Below are 18,894 nucleotides of genomic sequence, written 5' to 3'. Positions count from 1 at the left end.
GCCTCTCGCAAACACCGGCGACGACTACGAGGCGCTATTGCCTTGGCGCCTCATCCCCTCCGCAGACTGACGCACAGCCGGTCGCTGAGAGCAAGCCACGTGGTTTATTGCGCGCTTACGAAGAAGATTGCCGCGTGGAAGAAACGACGCGATGCGAGTTGCAAGAAGTCCGCCGAGGCGGAAAACGGAGGCGGCTCGATCGTGCCAATGGAAATTGCCGCCTGCCAGGCTGCGGAGACCGACCGGATGGCAAAGATAGTTGGGGCGAGTCAGCGATGCAACTGACCGACGCGCTGATGCGTAGCTAGAAGCAGTTGTTTTCGGGCGCTGGGGGTTTGGCCGCCAATTCAACCCTCTTCTGAGGGCCGGCGTTTGGTTGTCGGCCGACTCAAGCATGACGTTGGGCTGAAGAGCGGTAGATCAGAGATTACCGCTATTCGCCTCCGGTTCGGCCACTTTCACCCTACTCGCTCACTTGCTCGGAAGGACGCTGAAAATGCAGGCGATCTCCTGACTAGTCTAGGAATCGGGTACCGGATCCTTCCAATCATCGGGCATCACAATTTTCGCCGTTATTCCAGCGTGCTGCTCTAACAGAAAAAGCAAATTGCTGCCGCTCAACAGTTCAATCGGCTTATTGTTGGCAAAGTCGAAGGCCGCTTTGCCGTATCCGCTCGTGGTGACGAGGATGCCCTTCGAAGCACCTTCGTTTTGCATGGTCCCGAACAGATCGCGGACCGCGCTAACACCAACGGTGTTTTTGTACCGCTTTGCCTGAATGACAACTTTCCCCCCAAAGATCGGGCGTGGATCGTAGGCAATGCAGTCCACCCCGCCATCGCGGGAGGCTTGCGTGAGCTTGGTTTCCAATCCCATCTTTTCGAAAAGGTTCGTGATTAACGACTCAAAGTCACTCGGTGTCAGGTCCATGAGGTTGGCGCGGTGATCGAGCGTCGAAATGACATCGCGTTCTTCAATGAATCGCGGATCAACCATGTTGAATTCAAGGATTGGCCTAACTGGTGCCAATTCTGCCGGACTCTTTGACAGCGAGGCATTGAGCTTTCTGAGGCAAGCAATTGGATCGACTTGACTCAGATCCAGACCGTCGAAAATGTCGCGAGTGGTCCGCACCGTAACGAGGCACGGGCGGATGCGCTGCCCCGAACCTCGATCAATCGTATCAACGAATCCATTAACAACGATTGATTCGAGATGTCCGTAATAATCGACAGAAAACATCTCATGTACTACGCGGATGACCATCTGCGCTACCACCAGGGTGTACAGTGCTCTTCGCTGAGCTTCCGGGCGCGCCGTCTCGGAGATTGAATCGGTAGCTCTCACGTACTTGTAAGCCTTGACGCCAGGTATGGCTTCATCGAACTCTGGAAGGTCGAACTCGACGACTAGCTGCTTCGACTCCGCGACATATACAAGCTTTCCGTTACCCTTGAATCCATCCAGCAGTTGCTGAAACGACTCTTTTTGGATGCGCTCAAACAACTCCTGAGTTACGTCGGGCTCGCCCCTCTCCAGTTCCGCCATCCACTTTTTCACAGCCGAAAGTCTAGCGCTTTCGGCAGCTTTCAGATCGACAATCATGCGATCGTGCTTATCGCGCTTTTTCGCGATTTCGGCCAGGCGGGCCTCCTCTATTCGGGCATAGTCAATTTCTTCTCGGGCGAACTTCGACCGTGCTTCCTCGAAACGTTTGCGATACCCCGTCGCAACCCAAGGAAGCCAGCGTACCAATGGGCTTGGTTGGTCGGGAAAAATCATGTGTGGCTTGGTCGGAGCGTTCGCGAGGTCGCCTAAAGATAGCCGGGGATATTCACGCTCGGTCAGCATCTTCTTGAAGTCAACTTCGATCGGCTGCTTAACCCTTGCCGCAAGGATGCTTTCCAGAGCAAATACCCTCTCGTCCAACGTAATATTCAGTGCAGCCACTTCCTGCGTTCTGGATTCGAGATAATCTTGCTTGGCTTCTTTGGCTTGGCGCGCTACCTCGCGTTCATATTCGCGCACGGCCCGCGCGTGCGCGCGTTCAGCTTGAGCTGAATAGTTCTGTGCCGTAAACGTGGCCCCCGGATGAAGGATTGTTATGCTTGATCACGACTATCGCTGCGAACATACATCATAGCAATAGCAACGATGTCCATGGTGTTGGAAATTTCCTCGCGAGACACGGTTGTCACAACCTACCGGCGTGCGGTCATGCACTCAAAAGCGGGCGCTTAGGGGACGACGCAATCAGAGGACTCCCACCCCGTCCTACGGCGACATATCCCTTCAGCCAATCGCTAACTTTTAACCCGCAAGGTTGAACCCAACCCAACTACCCGCCTTATAATTAACAGGTCGCGGGGAAACACCCAGCGACCAGGTTTGGAAGCCTGTGCTTGAAACCGCACACCCGCCCAGGCGGGCGTGCGTCTACCGCTGCACGTCTATATTTCAATGGGCGGGCTGTGGTGGGGGAGCCGCAAGGCTCGCCGGTTTGTTTCAAGCCCGGTCTTCCAATCCCGTCACGTGCCCGCTCACCCACCTTCACAAGCGAGTGTCGGGCGATCCAGGGAGTAACAGGGAGATCGCACCATGAGCAAGTCCATCAAAAATAAGCCAGCTTCACGCCCACCAGTCGACGCACTGCAATACGAAAAGCTTGCCCTGTCCGCATTCGAGTTATGCGACCGGCAGTTGGGCCAAATGGACACGTTGATCACGCTTGCAGCTTCGATCTGTAGGAATCCGGCCATCACGATCGACGAAAGAAGGCGACAAAGAACGCTCCTCGAATTGCTGGTAGACACGGCGGAGCAGTATCAGCAGGAACTCGCATGCGACCGTGAACTGTTTCAGGTGATCGCGCTCGATGCGAAGGGCGTCGCGCAAAGCCGCCTCACGGCACGCCATGCGGCCACGCTGCTTGCAGAGGCATCGCAGAGAGCGAAGGAACCCGCAGCCGCGGCAAACGCTCCGCAGCGCAAAATCCCGTCAACGCAAACCACCAAAACGTTAACACTCGACGCCCCGCAGCAGCCGATTGCCGCGCCACACTAGACGATCAAGCAAGGGCTGGCCGGCGACTGCCAAAGGCAAGCCGGCTACCCTCGAATCAAGCCTTCAACGGCAACCAGATCTCGAGCCCACCCATTCCGCTGACCGGATCGAACTTCTCGTCATAGCGCTCGAAGTTCGGCGCATCGGCGGGAATATGTCCCGATGCCGGCAGCCACTGATTCCAGATCGTGTTCCAGGTGCGCCGCACCGTCGAGATATGCTCGCGGTGGCTGAACACCGCATAGCGCTGCGCGGCAATGCGCAAGCGGCTCATCTCCGCAGGCAGCGCCGAGAAGTCGCCCACTTCGACACCGCACAAATAGTCGATGTTGCCGGCGTCGTCGGCGTTGTAGCAGACGCCATACGCCACGTTGCCAACCTGTCCCGGCACTTTGCCGAACCAGTCGTTAAAGCGCTGCCACTGCGACGGAATCGCGGCGGAGGTTTCGCTCGTATACCGTTCGCTGAGGCCCGCGACGAGAAACGCTTTGCCGTCTTCAAAGCGCGGCGGTTCCAGATGGGTGAGAAGGGTTTCGTCCATTTTGATCGGCTCCACGATGACGATAGTGTCGAAATGACCACGCGCGCGCAGCGCTTCGGGTGTGATGCCGAATTGCTCGCGAAACGCACGCGTGAATGCTTCGTGAGAACCGTAACCGGTGTCGAGGGCAACCGCCAGGATGTCGGGTGCGCCGTTGGCGAGGCGGCGCGCCGCTTCGCTCAAACGGCGCGCGCGAACGTAGCGCATGACCGAAAGCCCCGTAGCCGCTTCAAAAGCGCGCGCCAGATGAAAGCGCGACACGCATCCGCAGTTGGCGATATCGTCGAGCGTCAACTCGCCGGCAAAGTGGCTTTCGATAAACCAGAGCGCCTTTCCAACGGGGTTCATATCGGGTCTCAAGTCAGCACGAAGCCAGCATAGCCAGTCGCGAACCGGCCCATTTGACCGCGCTTGCGGTTTTGCTGCGGACCTCGATCTTGAGCCGCGGCGGCGGGCATGAGCCTTGGTCGCGCAACACTGCGAACCGCCGCAGACGGGTCAGTAGTTTTCCGTCGCCGCCTCGTTGCCGGTGGCGCGACGCTGTTCCGACGCCGCTGCGTCATGCGCGTGCGCATCGGCCCCCTGTTGCCCCGGACGCAACAGCAAGCCACCGAGCACGCCCGCCGCCGCCGCGAAAATCGCACCGAACAGAAACGCCACGTGATAGCCGCTATTGAGCGCCGCGATGGCGCTGCCGGAAGCGAGCATCGCATCGCTGCGCGCGGCGGCGAGACTCGCGAGCACCGCGAGACCGAGCGCCCCGCCCATCATGAACGACGTATTGACGATGCCGGACGCAAGGCCCGAATCGCCCGGATCGACGTCGCTCATCGCGGCCAGCAACATCGGATTGAAGGCGATGCCCGCGCCGAAGCCGAGCAGGATCATGCCCGGCAACACGTCGACCACGAAGCTGCCATTGACCGGCGCGCGCGCGAACAGCGCAAGCCCCAGCGCGGCGACCAGCAGACCGACGGCAAGCGGAACACGCAAACCGAAACGCATCACCACGCGCGCCGACAGCCCCAGCGAAAAGAACGCCATGATCAGATTGGCGGGCAGGAACGCGAGCCCGACCTGCAACGGCCGGTAGCCGAGCACACGTTGCAGATACAGCGCGGAGATGAAGAACCACGCGAACATGGCCGCGGCCCACAGCACGCCCACCACGTTCGCGGTCGCCACGTTGCGCAGGCGGAACAGCCCGAGCGGCATCAACGGATGCTGGACGCGCGCCTCGATAACGAGAAACGCGCCGAGCAGCACGAGTGCGGCGAACAGCAAGCCGAGCGTTTGCGCCGAGGTCCAGCCGGCCTCGTTGCCGTTGACGACCGCATAGACGGCCAGCATCAGCGAGGCGGTGACGGTTACGGCGCCGGCCACGTCGAGCCGCTCGCCGTGAGCATGGCCGCGCGCGGACGGCAGTAGCGCGACGCAAAGCGCATAGACGGCGATGCCGATCGGCAGATTGACGAGAAAGATCCAGTGCCAGCTCAGCAGGTTGGTGAGCAGGCCGCCGAGCAATACGCCGATGCTGCCGCCGCCCGCGCACACGAAGCCGTACACGCCCATTGCCTTGGCGCGCTCGCCGGGTTCGGTGAACAGATTCATGATGAGCGACAGCGAAACAGCGGAGACGATCGCGCCGCCCAAGCCCTGCACGGCGCGCGCGCATACCAGCAGGATTTGCGAGTTCGCGATGCCGCAGGCGAGCGACGCCACCGTGAACAGCGTGATGCCGCCGAGGAACAGCTTGCGGTGGCCGTACAGATCGCCGAGCCGTCCGCCCAGCAGCAGACAGCCGCCGAACGTGAGCATGTACGCGTTGACCACCCACACCAGCGAGGTTTCGGTAAAGCGGAGATCCGCCGCGATCGACGGCAACGCGACGTTCACGATCGTGGTGTCGAGCACGATCATCAGCACGCCGAGGCAGAGAACGATCAGCGCCAGCCAGCGTTTGTTGCCGTGGATGGAATGGGTCATGCAGTGCGCTCCTTTGCATCAATCGATCGGTTGCCGCTCCGCTTCCTGCCGCCGTTCGGCGCGATCTTGCCGGCCTGGTTGGCGAAGCGGTTGGCAAAGCGGTTTGCAACCCGTTGATGGCAATGAATTTTTGAGTCTAGCACCCGTGACTTTTGGGGTACAACTACGAGTTCCTGGGCGGGCACGCCGCTCAATCTCCGCCGACGATTTCGTACTTGCCGCCGCGCTCCAGCGCCCGTTGATAAGCCGGCCGCGCGTGAATGCGCTTCAGAAAGTCGGCGATCGCGGGAAGCTGATTTTCCATGCCGCCGCGCGCGGTGGCGGCTTCGAGCGGAAAGCTCATCTGCACGTCGGCCGCTGTGAAAGCGTTGCCGACAAACCAGCCGGTCGCGCTCAGTTCCTTGTCGATATAGCCGAGGTGCAGCTTCAACTGCGGATCGATAAAGCTCGATTGCAGCGTGGCGGCAATCTTGCGCGCGATCGGCTTGGCGAAGAACGGCATCGGCGCACCGGCGATACGCAGCGCAATCAGCTTCAGCAGCAACGGCGGCATGGCCGAGCCTTCCGCGTAGTGCAGCCAGTAGGTGTAACGCGGCCGCTCCGGCGTGCCCATTGCAGGCGCGAAACGCCCCTGACCGTATTTGTCGATCAGATACTCGATGATCGCGCCCGACTCGGCAAGGGTCTGCCCGTCGTCGGTCATCACGGGCGACTTGCCGAGCGGATGCACCGCGCGCAATTCGGGCGGCGCCAGCATCGTTTCCGGATCGCGCTGGTAGCGCTTGATCTCGTAGGGCACGCCGAGTTCTTCGAGCAACCACAACACGCGTTGCGAGCGCGAGTTGTTCAGGTGATGGACGGTCAGCATGGGCGAGGGAAGTTGGCCTGTGAAGTGCCACATCATAGAGATGTTGCGCCGAGGCGTGGCTCTAGCCGCCCCTCTACTTCAACGAACGCAACTCGAAGCGCTTGAGCTTGCCGGTTTCCGTGCGCGGCAGCGAGTCGACGAACACGATTTCACGCGGATATTTATACGGCGCCACGCTGTTTTTCACGAAGTCCTGCAGTTGCGCGATCAGTTGGTCGTCGGGTTCATGACCCGGATTGAGCACGACGAAGGCCTTCACGATCTGCCCGCGTGTTTCGTGCGGCGCGCCGACCACGCCGCATTCGGCGACCGCCTCGTGTTGCAGCAGCACGCTTTCCACTTCGGGGCCGGAGATGTTGTAGCCGGCGGAGACGATCATGTCGTCGGCGCGCGCCTGATAGAACACGTAGCCGTCCTCGTCCAGATAGACGGAATCGCCCGGCAGGTTCCAGCCGTCGCGCACGAACTTCACTTGCCGTTCGTCGGCGAGGTAGCGGCAGCCGGTCGGACCGCGCACCGCGAGCTTGCCGATCGTGCCAGGCGGAACCGGCTGCATGGCGTCGTCCACGGCTTGCACGACGTAACCCGGCACCGCGCGCCCGATGGCGTGCGGGCGAATCGCGTCATCGGCCGCCGAGATGAAGATATGAATCAGCTCGGTGCCGCCGATGCCGTCGATCATCTCGATGCCGGTCGCGTCGTGCCACAGGCGACGCGTGGAGTCGGGCAACGCTTCGCCCGCCGACACCGTCTTTTGCAGGCTCGACACGTCGTGGCGCGCGACGAGCGGCGCCATTTGCCGATAGAAAGTCGGCGCGGTGAACATGATGGTCGCGTGAAAGCGTTCGACGGTGTCCAGCAAGGTCTCGGGCGTGAGCTTCTCGATCAGCACCGTGGATGCGCCCACGCGCAGCGGAAAACACAACAGGCCGCCCAGGCCGAACGTGAACGCGAGCGGTGGTGTGCCGCAAAAAACGTCACTGGACGACGGTTTCAACACATGGCGCGGGAACAGATCGCACATGGCCAGTACGTCGCGATGAAAGTGCATGCAGCCTTTCGGCGCGCCGGTCGTGCCGCTGGTGAAGGCGATCAGGCAGACGTCGTCGGCGGCGGTGTCGCACGCGGCGAAGCGGTCCGGTTTGTTGATCGCGAGCGTGTCGATCGACTCGGCGTCGTCGTCATGAAACAGGCGCGTTTGCTTCAGACCGGCGCAGTAGAACTCGTTCTGAGGATCGTTGCAGCGCGCCAGTTCCGCTATCAGACGGGCGTCGCATAATGCCGCGCTCACCTGCGCTTTCTCGATGATCTGCTTCAGTTCCTTGGCGCGCAAAAGCGGCATGGTCGGCACGAGAACGAGTCCGGCTTTCAGCGCCGCCAGCGCCATCACCGCCATGTTCAGGCTGTTCGGTCCACGCAGCAGCACCCGGTTGCCAGGCTGCAAGCCCATTTCGTCGACCAGCACGTGCGCGCTGCGATTAACCAATGCAAGCAGTTCGCCGTAGGTGGTGGCGCGTGGTTCGCCGTCCACATCGGACCAGATCGCCGGATGGTCGCGATGACCCGCTTCGATGGTTCGGTCCAGCAACTCCGAAGCGCAGTTAAAGCGCGACGGGTACGCAACGTCCGGGTTGTCGAGAAGCAGGACAGGCCATTGATCCTGCGGCGGAAGATTGTCGCGCGCGAAGGTGTCGACGTGTGCTGACGGTTCCATCATCCTCTCCCCCGGCGTCGAGCCGGCTGCATTGCGGTTGGCTTGCTGTATTTATCGTGGAATCACTGCTGCGGAATCACCGCGGTCGCTTCGATTTCCACCTTCGCTTCGTCCTCGATCAACGCAACGACCTGCACCGCGCTCATCGCGATGTCGTAGTCGCCGATCAGCTCGCGAAACCCGCGGCCGATATCTCTGAGCGAGGCCAGGTATTCGCGCTTGTCGGTGACATACCAGGTGAGACGCACCAGATCGCGCGGTTCGCCGCCCGCTTCACGCAGCACGGCCACGACGTTTTTCAGCGCCTGAATGGCTTGGGCGGCGAAGTCGGTGGTCTGGAAGCGCGCCTGTTCATCCCAGCCGATCTGGCCGGCAATGAACACCTGCGTGCCGGTGGCCGCGACGCCGTTCGCATAGCCGCGCGGCTTGATCCAACCGTTGGGGAGAAGAGCTTTTTTCATGAGCGATGCGTCTCGATGGATTCGGCTTGTGGGGCGAACGTCGCGAGCGCGCTCGCGATGTCCGCGGGAATTTCAATCGACTGTCCGCTTTCGATCGAGGTGGTGACGAGCACCTGTCTGGCGCGAAAGCGGGTTTCGCCGCGGCAATGACCGACGATCTCGATGCTGATCGAGCGCCGTCCAATCGCGACGACGCCGAGCGTCAACATGATCGTTTCGCCCATCTGGCTCGGCCGCGAAAACTCGCAGTCGAGCTTGACGATCGGCAGGCCGACGCGGCGCTGCGCGATCATCTGCGCGTAGTCGATATGCAGGCCTTCGTTGAACCAGTCTTCGACCAACGCGTTGGTCATCACCAGGTATTGCGGAAAGAACACGATGCCCGCGGGGTCGCAGTGCGAGAAGCGAATGCGTACCTGCTTGTCGAACGAAGGCGTGCTCATTTCGCGTTGCCCCCGGTCGCGGCCGCGTGCGCCTTCAGCAAATCGCGCCCTACGATCAATTGCTGCACTTCGGTCGCGCCTTCATAAATGCGCAGCGCGCGAATCTCGCGATACAGCATTTCGACGGCCGTGCCGCTTTGCACGCCCATGCCGCCAAAAAGCTGCACGGCGGCGTCGATCACCTGTTGCGCGCCTTCGCTGGCATGCCACTTCGCCATCGCCGCTTCACGCGTGACGCTTTCGCCCTGATCGCGCAGCCAGGCGGCGCGATAAACCAGTAGCGCGCTGCTGTCGATGGTCAACGCCATCTGCGCGAGCTTCGCCTGCGTCAGTTGAAAATCGCCGAGCGTCTGGCCGAACATCTTGCGCGACGCGGCGCGCGTGAGACCTTCCGCCATCGCGTGACGCGCGAATCCGAGCGACGCGGCCGCCACCGACGTGCGGAAAATATCCAGTGTGCGCATCGCGAGCTTGAAGCCCTCGCCGGGTGCGCCGAGCATCTGGCTGCGCGGCACCCGCGCGCCCGCAAAATGCAGGCGTGCGAGCGGATGCGGCGCGATCACGTCGATGCGTTCGGCGATTTCAAGCCCCGGCGTATCCGCGTCGACGATGAATGCCGTGATGCCGCGCGCGCCCGGCGCTTCGCCGGTTCTGGCGAACACGACGTAAAAGTCGGCGATGCCGCCGTTGGAGATCCACGTCTTGTCGCCGTCGAGCACGTAGGCGTCGCCGTCTTCGCGAGCGGCGAGCGTCATGGCGGCGACGTCCGATCCCGCTTCCGGCTCCGACAACGCAAACGCGGCAATGGCCGTACCGTTGGCGACGCGCGGCAGGTAGTGCGCCTTCTGCTCGTGCGTGCCGCCGAGCGAAATCGCACCGGAGCCGAGCCCTTGCATGGCGAGCGCGAAGTCCGCGAGGCCGGAATGTTTGGCGAGCGTTTCGCGCAGCAGGCAAACGGCACGCGTGTCGATCGTGTCGCCGTGACCGCCGTAAGCGACACCGCCCACGCCGTATTTCAGCCAGCCCGCCGCGCCGAGTTCGCGCACCAGACGACGGCAGGTCGCATCGACATCCTTATGCTCGCCGTCGTGCGAAAGATTCGCGCGGCACCATGCCTCGATACCCGCCGCGAGTTCGCGGTGGCGTGGCTCGAAGAACGGCCAGGCCAGCGCGCCATGCAGATCCACATCGCTGTTGGCGTTCAACTCAGTCTCCCTCGAACACGGGCCGCGACTTCGCGGCGAATGCCTTGTACGCCCGTTCGAAATCGCGTGTGCTCATGCAGATGGCCTGCGCTTGCGCTTCGGACTCGATCGCTTCGTCGATGCTCATGCTCCATTCCTGATGCAGCATCTTCTTCGTGATGCCGTGCGCGAACGTCGGGCCGGCGACGAGGTCGGCGGCGAGCTTGTGCGCTTCCTCGAGGAGCGCGGCGGGGTCGCACAGGCGGTTATAGAAGCCCCATGCGTGGCCTTCGTCGCCGCTTGCGGAGCGTCCGGTGAAGAGCAATTCGGCGGCGCGCCCCTGCCCGATGATGCGCGGCAGAATTGCGCAAGCGCCCATATCGCAGCCCGCCAGGCCGACGCGCGAAAACAGAAACGCGAGCTTGCTGCGCGCGGTGCCGAGCCGCATGTCGGACGCCATGGCGAGAATCGCGCCCGCGCCGGCGCAAACGCCGTCGACGGCGGCGATCACCGGTTGCGGACAGTGGCGCATGGCCTTGACCAGGTCGCCGGTCATGCGCGTGAAGAGCAGCAGTTCCGGCATCGGCAAATCGATCAGCGGCGCGATGATGTCGTGCACGTCGCCACCGGAGCAGAAGTTGTCTCCCGCGCCGTGAATCACGACGGCCTTGATGTCGGTGGCATACGCGAGTTGCCGGAACAGATCGCGCAACTCCGCGTACGATTCGAACGTTAGCGGGTTCTTGCGCTCCGGGCGGTTCAGCGTGATCGTCGCGACCTTGCCGGCGACCGACCAGCCGAAGTGTCGCGCCTCGTAGCTGGCGAGCGTCAGGCGGTTGCCGTCCAGCAGTGCGTGGGCGTTGGATCGTGTCATGAGCGTTCCATGCAGGATGGTGTTGCGGTTCAGGGCGGATCAGTCTTTCAGACTGTCGAGCAGATGTTTCTTGAGCTTGCCGAGGCGCTGATGCGTGCGCGATTTTTCATCGAGACTCAAGCCGCCGAACAGTTCGACCACCCATTGCTCGTGCGCCACCGCCATCTTGTCGAACGCCTTGCGGCCCGCAGGCGTGAGGCATACGCTGATCGAGCGGCGATCGTTCGGATCGTTGTCGCGCGAAACGAGGCCTTCTTTTTCGAGCTGATCCGTAATGCCGGTGACGTTGCCGCCCGTCACCATCAAACGGCGCGATAGCTCGGTCATCTTCAAGCCTTCGGGGTGCCGCTCAAGTTGCGCCATCAGATCGAAACGCGGCAGCGTGGTGTCGAATTCGTTGCGCAGACGCTTGCGCAACTCGGCTTGCACGAGATTGGTGGTGGTCAGCATGCGCAGCCACAGACGCAGGCCCATGTGACTATCGGCGCCGGTGCTCATTTCCAGATCCACGACGTTCTCCGCGGGTTTCGCGATGCCTTTGCGCGGCGGTTTTGCGTCACTAGCCACGGGCTTTTTGATGTTCGATGATTTCGTCACATTACTTCTCCACCGGAGATGGAAATGGATTGACCCGTCACGGCTTCCGAGCCCGGCTGGCAAAGCCACAGCACGGCATTGGCGACCTGTTCGGGGCTCACGAAGCGACGCTGCGGATTCGAGCGCAGCAAGGTTTCGCGCGCCTGCTGTTCGGTGCGCGAGGTCTTGCTGGTGATCTGTTCGAGGGATGCGTGCAGCAATTCGGTTTCCGTGTAGCCGGGACAAACCGCGTTGACGGTGACGCCTTTGGTCGCGACTTCGAGCGCGAGCGAACGCGTGAGACCGATCACGCCGTGTTTCGCGGCGCAATACGCGGCGACGTAGGCGTAGCCGATTTGTCCCGCCGTGCTTGCCACGTTGACGATGCGGCCATGACCGCGTTCGAGCATGCCGGGCAACACCGCGCGCGTGCCGAGGAACACGCCGGTGAGGTTCACGTCGAGCATGCGCTGCCAGAGCGCCATGTCGGTGTGTGTGAACGGCGCGGCTTGCGCCTGGCCGGCGTTGTTGATGAGGATGTCGACTGCGCCGGCCTGAGCGAACGCATCGGCAATGGAGCTTTCCTGCGTGACATCGGCGCTGACGCAGGCGACCTCGCCGAGCGCGGCGAGTTTGTCGCGCTGCGCGTCGAGCCGTTGCGGGCTGCGGCCCATCAACGTGACGCGCGCGCCGGCGCGCAGCAGCGTTTCCGCCACGGCCGCGCCAATGCCACTGCCGCCGCCGGTGACCACGGCGTGTTGTCCCGCGAGCGATGAGTTCAGCGTATTCATGTGGTTCCTTCCGCGCGTTGCGCGCGTTCTTGCGGCGACAGGCCTGCGTTGGCCGCCGCCTGCGCGCGCTCGCGTTCCAGGTTGCGTTCGAGTTGCGACTTCGCGGCGATGTAAGGCTTGGGCCAGGCCACATCGAGGTAGCCGATCCTGGCGGCTTCATTCAACGTCCACGACGGATTCGCCAGATGCGGACGCGCAATCGCGCACAGATCGGCGCGGCCCGCCGCGATGATGCTGTTCACGTGATCGGCCTCGGAGATCGCGCCCACGGCAATCGTTGCGATGCCCGCTTCGTTGCGCACGCGGTCGGCGAACGGTGTCTGGAACATGCGGCCGTACACCGGTTTTTCCTCCTTGCTGACCTGACCCGACGACACGTCGATCATGTCGGCGCCCGCTGCCTTGAACGCGCGCGCGATCTGCACGGCGTCGTCGGGCGTGGTGCCGCCTTCAACCCAATCGTTCGCGGAAATGCGCACGGAAATCGGCTTGTCTTGCGGCCATGCCGCACGGATCGCCTTGAACACCTGTAACGGATAGCGCAGGCGGTTTTCGAGCGAACCGCCGTATTCGTCCGTGCGATGGTTGGTCAGCGGCGACAGGAAGCTCGAGAGGAAATAGCCATGCGCGCAATGCAGTTCGAGCCAGTCGAAACCGGCTTCGGCGGACATATGCGCGGCGCGCACGAATTGCGCTTCGATCTCGCGCAATTCCTCGCGAGTGGCTTCGCGCGAATGCTGGCTGACGCCAGGCAGATATTGTTGCGGCGAGGCTGAAACGAGCGGCCAGTTGCCTTCGGCGAGCGGCTGGTCGATGCCTTCCCATGCCACTCGTGTCGATCCCTTCGCGCCGGAGTGGCCGAGTTGAATGCCGATCCTGGCATCCGACTGACGATGCACGAGATCGACGATACGTTTCCACGCCGCCAGATGCTCGGGCGCATACATGCCGGGACACCCGGGCGTGATGCGCGCCTCGGGCGATACGCAGGTCATTTCCGTCATGACCAGCGCCGCGCCGCCCATCGCGCGGGCGCCGAGATGCATCAGGTGATAGTCGCCGGCGATACCGTCGACGGCTGAGTATTGCGCCATCGGCGAAACCACCACACGGTTCTTCAACGTGACGCCGCGCAGCGTGAAGGGCGTGAACATGGGCGGAATGGAGTGCGTGTGCGGTGCGGGTTCGACGCCGGCGCGCTGCGCGAGCCAGTTTTCGAAGCCGGACAGATAGCGCGCGTCGCGCTCGCGCAAGTTCTCGTGCGAAATGCGCTGCGAGCGCGTGAGCAGCGAATACGCGAACTGTTCGGGTTCGAACGACGTATAGCGGTCGACATGCTCGAACCATTCCGTTGAATTGCGCGCGGCGTTCTGGATGCGTAGTACGTCGACGCTGCGCACGTTCGTGTAGTGCCTCAGCGCGGCGGGCAAATCGCCGGGATGCGCGCCGATGCTGTTCGCCAGTTCGATGGAGTCTTCAAGCGCGAGCTTGGTGCCGGAGCCGATCGAGAAGTGCGCGGTGTGCGCGGCGTCACCCATCAGAACGACCGGCGTTTGCGTGCCGTCGGCGTTGCGGCGCCAATGCACCCATTCCTCGTTGACGACGCGCGGAAAGCGGATCCATTGCGACGACCCGCGCAAATGCGCGGCGTTCGACAGCAACGCGTTGCCGTCCAGATACTTGGCGAACAGCTTTTCACAGAAGGCGATGCTGTCTTCCTTGCTCATTTCGTCGAGACCGGCGGCGCGCCATACGCGCTCCGGCGTTTCCACGATGAACGTGGACGTTTGATCGTCGAAACGATACGCGTGTGCCTGAAACCAGCCGAACTCCGTTTCCTCGAAGGCGAAGGTGAAGGCGTCGAAAAGTTTTTTCGTGCCGAGCCAGACGAAGCGGCAATCGCGCATGTCGATGCTGGGCTTATACGTAGCCGCATATTTTTGGCGAATCGCGCTGTTGGCGCCGTCGCACGCGACGACCAGGTCGGCTTGGTAGACGGTGTCGTCCGTGACGTGGGTTTCGAATACCAGCTTGACGCCAAGCGCTTCGCAGCGCGCTTGCAGGATGTTCAGCAGACGCTTGCGGCCGATGCCGCAGAAGCCGTGACCCGACGAGCGGATCTGCCTGCCGCGAAAATTGATTTCGATGTCGTCCCAGTGATTGAAGGCGTCGAGGATGGCGTCGGCGCTGGGGGCGTCGGCGGCGCGCAGATTGCCGAGCGTCTGGTCGGAGAACACCACGCCCCAGCCGAAGGTGTCGTACGGACGGTTGCGCTCCACGACCGTAACGTCGTAAGCCGGGTTGCGGCTCTTCATCAACAAGCCGAAATACAAGCCGGCAGGGCCGCCGCCGATACAGACAATGCGCATGCTGAGTCTCCAAAGTGGATTCTGCTTTGGAGTTAATTTAGGCGTAGATAATTTAGATGTCAAGTAAACGCCGACGCGGTGAGCGAGTGCATGCCGGTGCGGCGTTCACTCGAACGAGCATCGGGCGTGGGCCTCTTGGAACGTAAGGCAGGAGCGAGTGCTCGCTCGCCAGCAGGCAAGCCGTATCTCGGTGGGGGACTTGGCCTGAACGGGCATCAATGTCAGCACGTCGTCAAGAACGGCTTAGGCGGACAGGCTCTTGCATCGCAGCAAGAACCATGCGAGAACGTGGTTAGTTGTATATAGGCGCCTAGCGGACAGTCGTGACGGGCGACGAAACCTACCAGATCGACTCAAGGCACCATGGGGTGGGATTCCGACTCCCAGTGCATCAGAAATCGTTAATTGGATAAATTGCCAGAATTAATCTGTCAATTAACGATTGCATGGCATCGGTTAATTATAAATGCATTTTTCTGAAAAGACGAATCCCTCCCAAAACGCATCGAAGGTAAAGCCCGGCATTGACCTTGCACGCCAACATATTGGCGAATTCAGACGCCACTTAGCAACGTCATTAATGCTTATGTAGGATCGGACCGAACAAATCCGGTTCCAGGTCAGCCGGAATATTGCGACCAATTCTGAGGGAAAACTACGATGGCGTGTTCTGCGGAAGTTCACAGTGACAAGGCGGTGAGCCCGGAAGCGCTACTCAGTCCTCGACCGGTCGGACATATCGGCATCGTTTTGTTCGATGGTTTTGCGCTCCCAGAGGCTGCCGCGATCATCGAGGTATTCCAGTCGGCAAACGCGCTTGCCGGAATCGAGCGGTCTGGCCGAACACCTTATGACGTGGGTCTTTTATCGGCTTCCGGTGGCAGAGTCGCAAGTTCGTCGTCGGTGTTCGTCTGGAGCGAGAGCATTGAAACGTTCCGCCCCGCCGACAATTTCCGGGCACTATTTGTCGTAGGCGGTACGGAGGCGCACAACGCACTGCGCGACGAACGACTGATTACCTGGCTGCGTTTGGCCTACCTGCGCAGCGAACTGGTCTTTCCAACCGGCGAAGGGCGCGTTGTTCTGGAGGCTGCTGGATTCGGACAAAGCTTCAGCGCTCGGCACTACGGCGAAAGTCATTATCAAACCGTGCGGAACGCTCCGGTTGCTGGCGTTTTGACCGTTCCGTTCAGCCCACTGCAAGCTGCATTGAGCGTTGTCGAAGCCGATTTGGGTACCGCAATCGCGGGCCAAATCGCAGGCTGGGTGGCGCCGCCCGCCGAGACACAGTTCACCGCGATTTTGAGCAAAAGCGCGTCGGCGTCCGTCAGCGAAAAAATTCAGGCGGCAGCGCGGTGGTTGGAAGCAAACGGTGATCGACCGATCGTGATCGACGAGGCGGCGCAGGTCGCGGCCATGAGTGAGAGAAATTTTCTTCGGCGCTTCAAGATCGAAATGGGCGTCACGCCCTCCGACTATCTTCTGTATGTGCGACTAAACATGAGTTGCCGACTGCTTATTGAAACCAGTCTGCCGGTCGACAAAATAGCGCGCCGCAGTGGAATTGGCAGCGGCGGCCGACTTTCGAAACTTTTTCGCAAGTATCTAGGGAAAACACCTACCGAGTACCGCTCCAGCAAACGGCATTCACGGATGTCGTCATAACCGCTGATTTAAACGTATGCGTTGCGCTTTATCGGAATATCGGCCGGTCGGGCTGCGGACAATGCGCGGCCAGCACTACGCGCGAAGCGCTCAATCCAGAATCGACAAAAGATCGGCCATGGTCATATCGGGCAAGCGCTTGACGATCATGTCCCAAAAGATCACGTCGTGCATCGCGCTGGCATCTTCGACCGAATTCCACTCTCTCGCGCCTACAATGGTATTGGCGGTTTCGAGGGCGGCATCAACGATTGCCTGAATGTCTTTTTTGTGCATGAATGCGTTAACGGCTGCGCGTCCGGCTTTTTTAGCCCCGCGCGCAATCGTTTGCTGAAAGTATGGCGGCCCCGATAAATCCTGTCTGAACGAGACGTTCAGCCCGCAACTCGATGCTAACTGACTGGCAGTCGCTCATATAATAACGGCGGCATCTGTCAGTACAAACTCAGGAAAGCCCTACCTCCAAAATTCCGAATCGATCTTGAGGTGAACAAACGCCGCGCCGGAATGCTTCGGCTTCGATTCCTCAACGCCTTCTTTATATCAAACCGCATATAACTCAATTTGAATCAGGTTATATACATTCCGTCTCAGTTTTTCGTTTTCATCTGGAAGCGTCGCGCCAGGTGTCGTGGTTCAATGTCCTGAGCGGCCAATGTGTTGGCTATTTCGGCCATGTAATAACGGCGCGAGAGTCATTTGTATAGGATGGGCCAAAAGAAAATGAAACAGTCTTCAGAGAGTTTTGCAGGCCACAATATTCCGGGGGAAAAGAATGGAACTGGTTCATAGTCCGCCGCCGTGCTGCTCGCGGCAAGCAACCGTGCCGGAGCAAACGAGCGAAACGACACGCGTCGACGTAGCGTTGTTCAATGGCTTTGCGCTGCCAAAGGTCGCAGCGATCATCGAGATCTTCCAGAAGGCGAACGCGCTCAGCGTCTCTCCGCGATCGGGCTCCGCACGCTATGACGTCTCGCTGCTGTCCGCTTCGGGTGGCCGCATCGCGAGTTCGTCGTCGATGTTCGTCTGGACCGAGGGCGTCGAGTCGCACCGCGGCACGAATGACACGCACCTGCTGTTCATCGCGGGCGGCGCCGGCGTGCAGCAGGCGTGCCGCGACGAACGCCTCGGCAACTGGCTGCGCCGCAGGCATCCGTTCAGCGAGATTGTTCATCCGATCTCCGAAGGACAACTGCTTCTGGAAGCGGCCGGGCTTCCCAGCCGATACTCTCCGCTTCTCTACGGCCGCAATGAAGCGCGCGGCCTTCATCCGGCACTGCCGCTGAGCGAAGCGCCCGATGCGGTGGCGACGGCACTGCGCATTGTCGAAGAGGATCTCGGCTTTGAACTGGCGCGGCGGGTTGCCGAATCGGTCGAGCCGCGGCACGAGACGCCCTTCGACTCGTCCATTACACGCAGCGGGGCGCATCGGGTCAGCGAGAAGATTCTGGCGTCGGCGCGCTGGCTGGATGCGAACGTCGATCGGCCTATCTCGATCGACGACGCCGCGCAAGTCGCGGCAATGAGCGAGCGCAATTTTCTGCGCCGCTTCAAGAGCGAAATTGGCATGACGCCCTCCGAATATCTGCTTCGCGCGCGTCTGAACATGAGCTGCCGGATGCTCGTTGAATCGCGTTTGCCAATCGACAAGATCGCGCGGCGTTGCGGGATCGGCAGCGGCGGTCAGTTGGCCAAGCTGTTCAGAAAGTATCTGGACACGACACCTACCGACTATCGACTACGCGAAGAAGCGTCTTCAGGCAATTTGTCCTGAGCGCGGATTTCTCAAATCTACAGGCGGATCGCCGCGCCTCGGCGACAGAGTTGGAACGGCGATCGTTAATGCCGGGTCGGGGCGAGGTCGCCAAACGATTAATAGAAGTCGACGTCATTGGCGAACCGATGAAGCCGCAAAAGCGTTGGTCGATGCGCTTGCCGCCAGCGCTTCGGTGGTCTTGAAGCAGGTATCAGTGGTGGTTTGAATCGCTCCGTCCCGGCCGTGAGATCGGTGGCTGTGGATTCAGGAAACGATGGCGGATGCGATGAACGATGCTATGCCGATCGGCACTAGAAAAATCGTGGATAGTCTCATCCGCTTCATCCATCTGGTTCTCGCAGCCTCCCACGATCCACGCGCCCGACGCGGCTGAAACTCGAGGAATACCAGCCTTTGATAGTGTCGCCTTCCGACCTCCAAGGCGGAGAAGAAGCTGAAGATCAGATAGACGAGGGTCCACGCGAGACAAAATTTGGAAAGAAGCGAAAGAGCGATCACCATATTGCCGTCCGTTTTGCCTAACGATATTTGAAATTCAGATGAGTGGAGACTACAGAGCGACACAGTGAATTTCTTGACAAA

At 61.0% G+C, this 18,894-nt stretch carries 17 protein-coding genes; 4 read left to right on the top strand and 13 right to left on the bottom strand.

Features of this window, described 5'->3' with window-relative positions; all coding sequences use genetic code 11:
• Positions 1–99: 99 nt before the first annotated feature.
• Complete coding sequence (locus tag ACTJLC_RS30245) at positions 100–285, top strand: lysozyme inhibitor LprI family protein (protein ID WP_440846128.1); 186 nt, start codon at positions 100–102, stop codon at positions 283–285.
• 234 nt (positions 286–519) lie between these two features.
• On the opposite strand, the gene ACTJLC_RS30240 is transcribed toward ACTJLC_RS30245, so the two are convergent.
• Complete coding sequence (locus ACTJLC_RS30240) at positions 520–2,028, bottom strand: restriction endonuclease (protein WP_440846125.1); 1,509 nt, start codon at positions 2,026–2,028, stop codon at positions 520–522.
• A gap of 570 nt (positions 2,029–2,598) precedes the next feature.
• On the opposite strand from ACTJLC_RS30240, the gene ACTJLC_RS30235 reads away from it, so the two are divergent.
• Positions 2,599–3,063 (top strand): hypothetical protein, encoded by a 465-nt coding sequence (locus ACTJLC_RS30235; protein ID WP_310122161.1) that lies wholly within the window; start codon positions 2,599–2,601, stop codon positions 3,061–3,063.
• A gap of 55 nt (positions 3,064–3,118) precedes the next feature.
• Here ACTJLC_RS30235 and ACTJLC_RS30230 read toward each other — a convergent pair whose 3' ends face one another.
• From ACTJLC_RS30230 to ACTJLC_RS30180, 11 genes are all read right to left on the bottom strand, one after another.
• Positions 3,119–3,952: an AraC family transcriptional regulator gene (locus ACTJLC_RS30230; RefSeq protein WP_310133860.1), complete on the bottom strand. Its 834-nt coding sequence runs from the start codon at positions 3,950–3,952 to the stop codon at positions 3,119–3,121.
• Positions 3,953–4,102: 150 nt separating this feature from the next.
• Positions 4,103–5,590 carry a DHA2 family efflux MFS transporter permease subunit gene (locus tag ACTJLC_RS30225; RefSeq protein WP_244745613.1) on the bottom strand — a complete coding sequence of 496 codons (1,488 nt, stop codon included), beginning with the start codon at positions 5,588–5,590 and terminating at the stop codon, positions 4,103–4,105.
• A gap of 190 nt (positions 5,591–5,780) precedes the next feature.
• Positions 5,781–6,458 carry a glutathione S-transferase family protein gene (locus tag ACTJLC_RS30220; RefSeq protein WP_310133866.1) on the bottom strand — a complete coding sequence of 226 codons (678 nt, stop codon included), beginning with the start codon at positions 6,456–6,458 and terminating at the stop codon, positions 5,781–5,783.
• A gap of 73 nt (positions 6,459–6,531) precedes the next feature.
• On the bottom strand, positions 6,532–8,172 hold the full coding sequence (locus ACTJLC_RS30215; RefSeq protein WP_310133868.1) for an AMP-binding protein: 1,641 nt from the start codon (positions 8,170–8,172) through the stop codon (positions 6,532–6,534).
• A gap of 62 nt (positions 8,173–8,234) precedes the next feature.
• Positions 8,235–8,633 (bottom strand): RidA family protein, encoded by a 399-nt coding sequence (locus ACTJLC_RS30210; RefSeq protein WP_073432892.1) that lies wholly within the window; start codon positions 8,631–8,633, stop codon positions 8,235–8,237.
• Positions 8,630–9,076 carry an acyl-CoA thioesterase gene (locus tag ACTJLC_RS30205; RefSeq protein WP_310133872.1) on the bottom strand — a complete coding sequence of 149 codons (447 nt, stop codon included), beginning with the start codon at positions 9,074–9,076 and terminating at the stop codon, positions 8,630–8,632. Before ACTJLC_RS30205 ends, ACTJLC_RS30210 begins: the two co-directional genes overlap by 4 nt.
• The gene (locus ACTJLC_RS30200) at positions 9,073–10,281 is read right to left on the bottom strand and encodes an acyl-CoA dehydrogenase family protein (protein ID WP_310133875.1); all 1,209 of its coding nucleotides are present in this window, start codon (positions 10,279–10,281) and stop codon (positions 9,073–9,075) included. The genes ACTJLC_RS30205 and ACTJLC_RS30200 overlap by 4 nt, the downstream gene beginning before the upstream one ends.
• Position 10,282: 1 nt before the next feature.
• Positions 10,283–11,134, bottom strand: coding sequence for an enoyl-CoA hydratase family protein (locus ACTJLC_RS30195; RefSeq protein ID WP_083081993.1), 852 nt, complete (start codon positions 11,132–11,134; stop codon positions 10,283–10,285).
• A gap of 39 nt (positions 11,135–11,173) precedes the next feature.
• A complete protein-coding gene (locus ACTJLC_RS30190) occupies positions 11,174–11,731 on the bottom strand; it encodes a MarR family winged helix-turn-helix transcriptional regulator (protein ID WP_114164001.1) in 558 nt (185 codons plus the stop codon).
• A complete protein-coding gene (locus tag ACTJLC_RS30185) occupies positions 11,728–12,501 on the bottom strand; it encodes an SDR family NAD(P)-dependent oxidoreductase (RefSeq protein WP_114164000.1) in 774 nt (257 codons plus the stop codon). The genes ACTJLC_RS30190 and ACTJLC_RS30185 overlap by 4 nt, the downstream gene beginning before the upstream one ends.
• Positions 12,498–14,870 (bottom strand): bifunctional salicylyl-CoA 5-hydroxylase/oxidoreductase, encoded by a 2,373-nt coding sequence (locus ACTJLC_RS30180; protein ID WP_310133881.1) that lies wholly within the window; start codon positions 14,868–14,870, stop codon positions 12,498–12,500. The genes ACTJLC_RS30185 and ACTJLC_RS30180 overlap by 4 nt, the downstream gene beginning before the upstream one ends.
• 660 nt (positions 14,871–15,530) lie before the next feature.
• On the opposite strand from ACTJLC_RS30180, the gene ACTJLC_RS30175 reads away from it, so the two are divergent.
• Positions 15,531–16,535, top strand: a complete 1,005-nt coding sequence (locus ACTJLC_RS30175) for a GlxA family transcriptional regulator (protein WP_073428811.1) — start codon at positions 15,531–15,533, stop codon at positions 16,533–16,535.
• A gap of 90 nt (positions 16,536–16,625) precedes the next feature.
• Here the strand turns inward: ACTJLC_RS30175 and ACTJLC_RS30170 are convergent, their stop codons facing one another.
• On the bottom strand, positions 16,626–16,811 hold the full coding sequence (locus ACTJLC_RS30170; protein ID WP_073428810.1) for a hypothetical protein: 186 nt from the start codon (positions 16,809–16,811) through the stop codon (positions 16,626–16,628).
• 499 nt (positions 16,812–17,310) lie between these two features.
• On the opposite strand from ACTJLC_RS30170, the gene ACTJLC_RS30165 reads away from it, so the two are divergent.
• A complete protein-coding gene (locus tag ACTJLC_RS30165) occupies positions 17,311–18,309 on the top strand; it encodes a GlxA family transcriptional regulator (RefSeq protein WP_073428809.1) in 999 nt (332 codons plus the stop codon).
• Positions 18,310–18,894: the final 585 nt, after the last annotated feature.

Origin of the sequence: Paraburkholderia sp. 22099 (genome assembly GCF_052045835.1) — a bacterium.
Classification (GTDB): domain Bacteria; phylum Pseudomonadota; class Gammaproteobacteria; order Burkholderiales; family Burkholderiaceae; genus Paraburkholderia; species Paraburkholderia terricola.
This window is presented reverse-complemented; position numbering and strand designations above follow the sequence as displayed.

What these genes read in the sequence shown, in the direction of transcription:
- ACTJLC_RS30235 (WP_310122161.1), top strand. Translation starts at nt 2,599, where the DNA reads ATGAGCAAGTCCATCAAAAATAAGCCAGCTTCACGCCCACCAGTCGAC.
- ACTJLC_RS30230 (WP_310133860.1), bottom strand. Translation starts at nt 3,952, where the DNA reads ATGAACCCCGTTGGAAAGGCGCTCTGGTTTATCGAAAGCCACTTTGCC.
- ACTJLC_RS30225 (WP_244745613.1), bottom strand. Translation starts at nt 5,590, where the DNA reads ATGACCCATTCCATCCACGGCAACAAACGCTGGCTGGCGCTGATCGTT.
- ACTJLC_RS30220 (WP_310133866.1), bottom strand. Translation starts at nt 6,458, where the DNA reads ATGCTGACCGTCCATCACCTGAACAACTCGCGCTCGCAACGCGTGTTG.
- ACTJLC_RS30215 (WP_310133868.1), bottom strand. Translation starts at nt 8,172, where the DNA reads ATGGAACCGTCAGCACACGTCGACACCTTCGCGCGCGACAATCTTCCG.
- ACTJLC_RS30210 (WP_073432892.1), bottom strand. Translation starts at nt 8,633, where the DNA reads ATGAAAAAAGCTCTTCTCCCCAACGGTTGGATCAAGCCGCGCGGCTAT.
- ACTJLC_RS30205 (WP_310133872.1), bottom strand. Translation starts at nt 9,076, where the DNA reads ATGAGCACGCCTTCGTTCGACAAGCAGGTACGCATTCGCTTCTCGCAC.
- ACTJLC_RS30195 (WP_083081993.1), bottom strand. Translation starts at nt 11,134, where the DNA reads ATGACACGATCCAACGCCCACGCACTGCTGGACGGCAACCGCCTGACG.
- ACTJLC_RS30185 (WP_114164000.1), bottom strand. Translation starts at nt 12,501, where the DNA reads ATGAATACGCTGAACTCATCGCTCGCGGGACAACACGCCGTGGTCACC.
- ACTJLC_RS30180 (WP_310133881.1), bottom strand. Translation starts at nt 14,870, where the DNA reads ATGCGCATTGTCTGTATCGGCGGCGGCCCTGCCGGCTTGTATTTCGGC.
- ACTJLC_RS30175 (WP_073428811.1), top strand. Translation starts at nt 15,531, where the DNA reads ATGGCGTGTTCTGCGGAAGTTCACAGTGACAAGGCGGTGAGCCCGGAA.
- ACTJLC_RS30170 (WP_073428810.1), bottom strand. Translation starts at nt 16,811, where the DNA reads ATGCACAAAAAAGACATTCAGGCAATCGTTGATGCCGCCCTCGAAACC.
- ACTJLC_RS30165 (WP_073428809.1), top strand. Translation starts at nt 17,311, where the DNA reads ATGGAACTGGTTCATAGTCCGCCGCCGTGCTGCTCGCGGCAAGCAACC.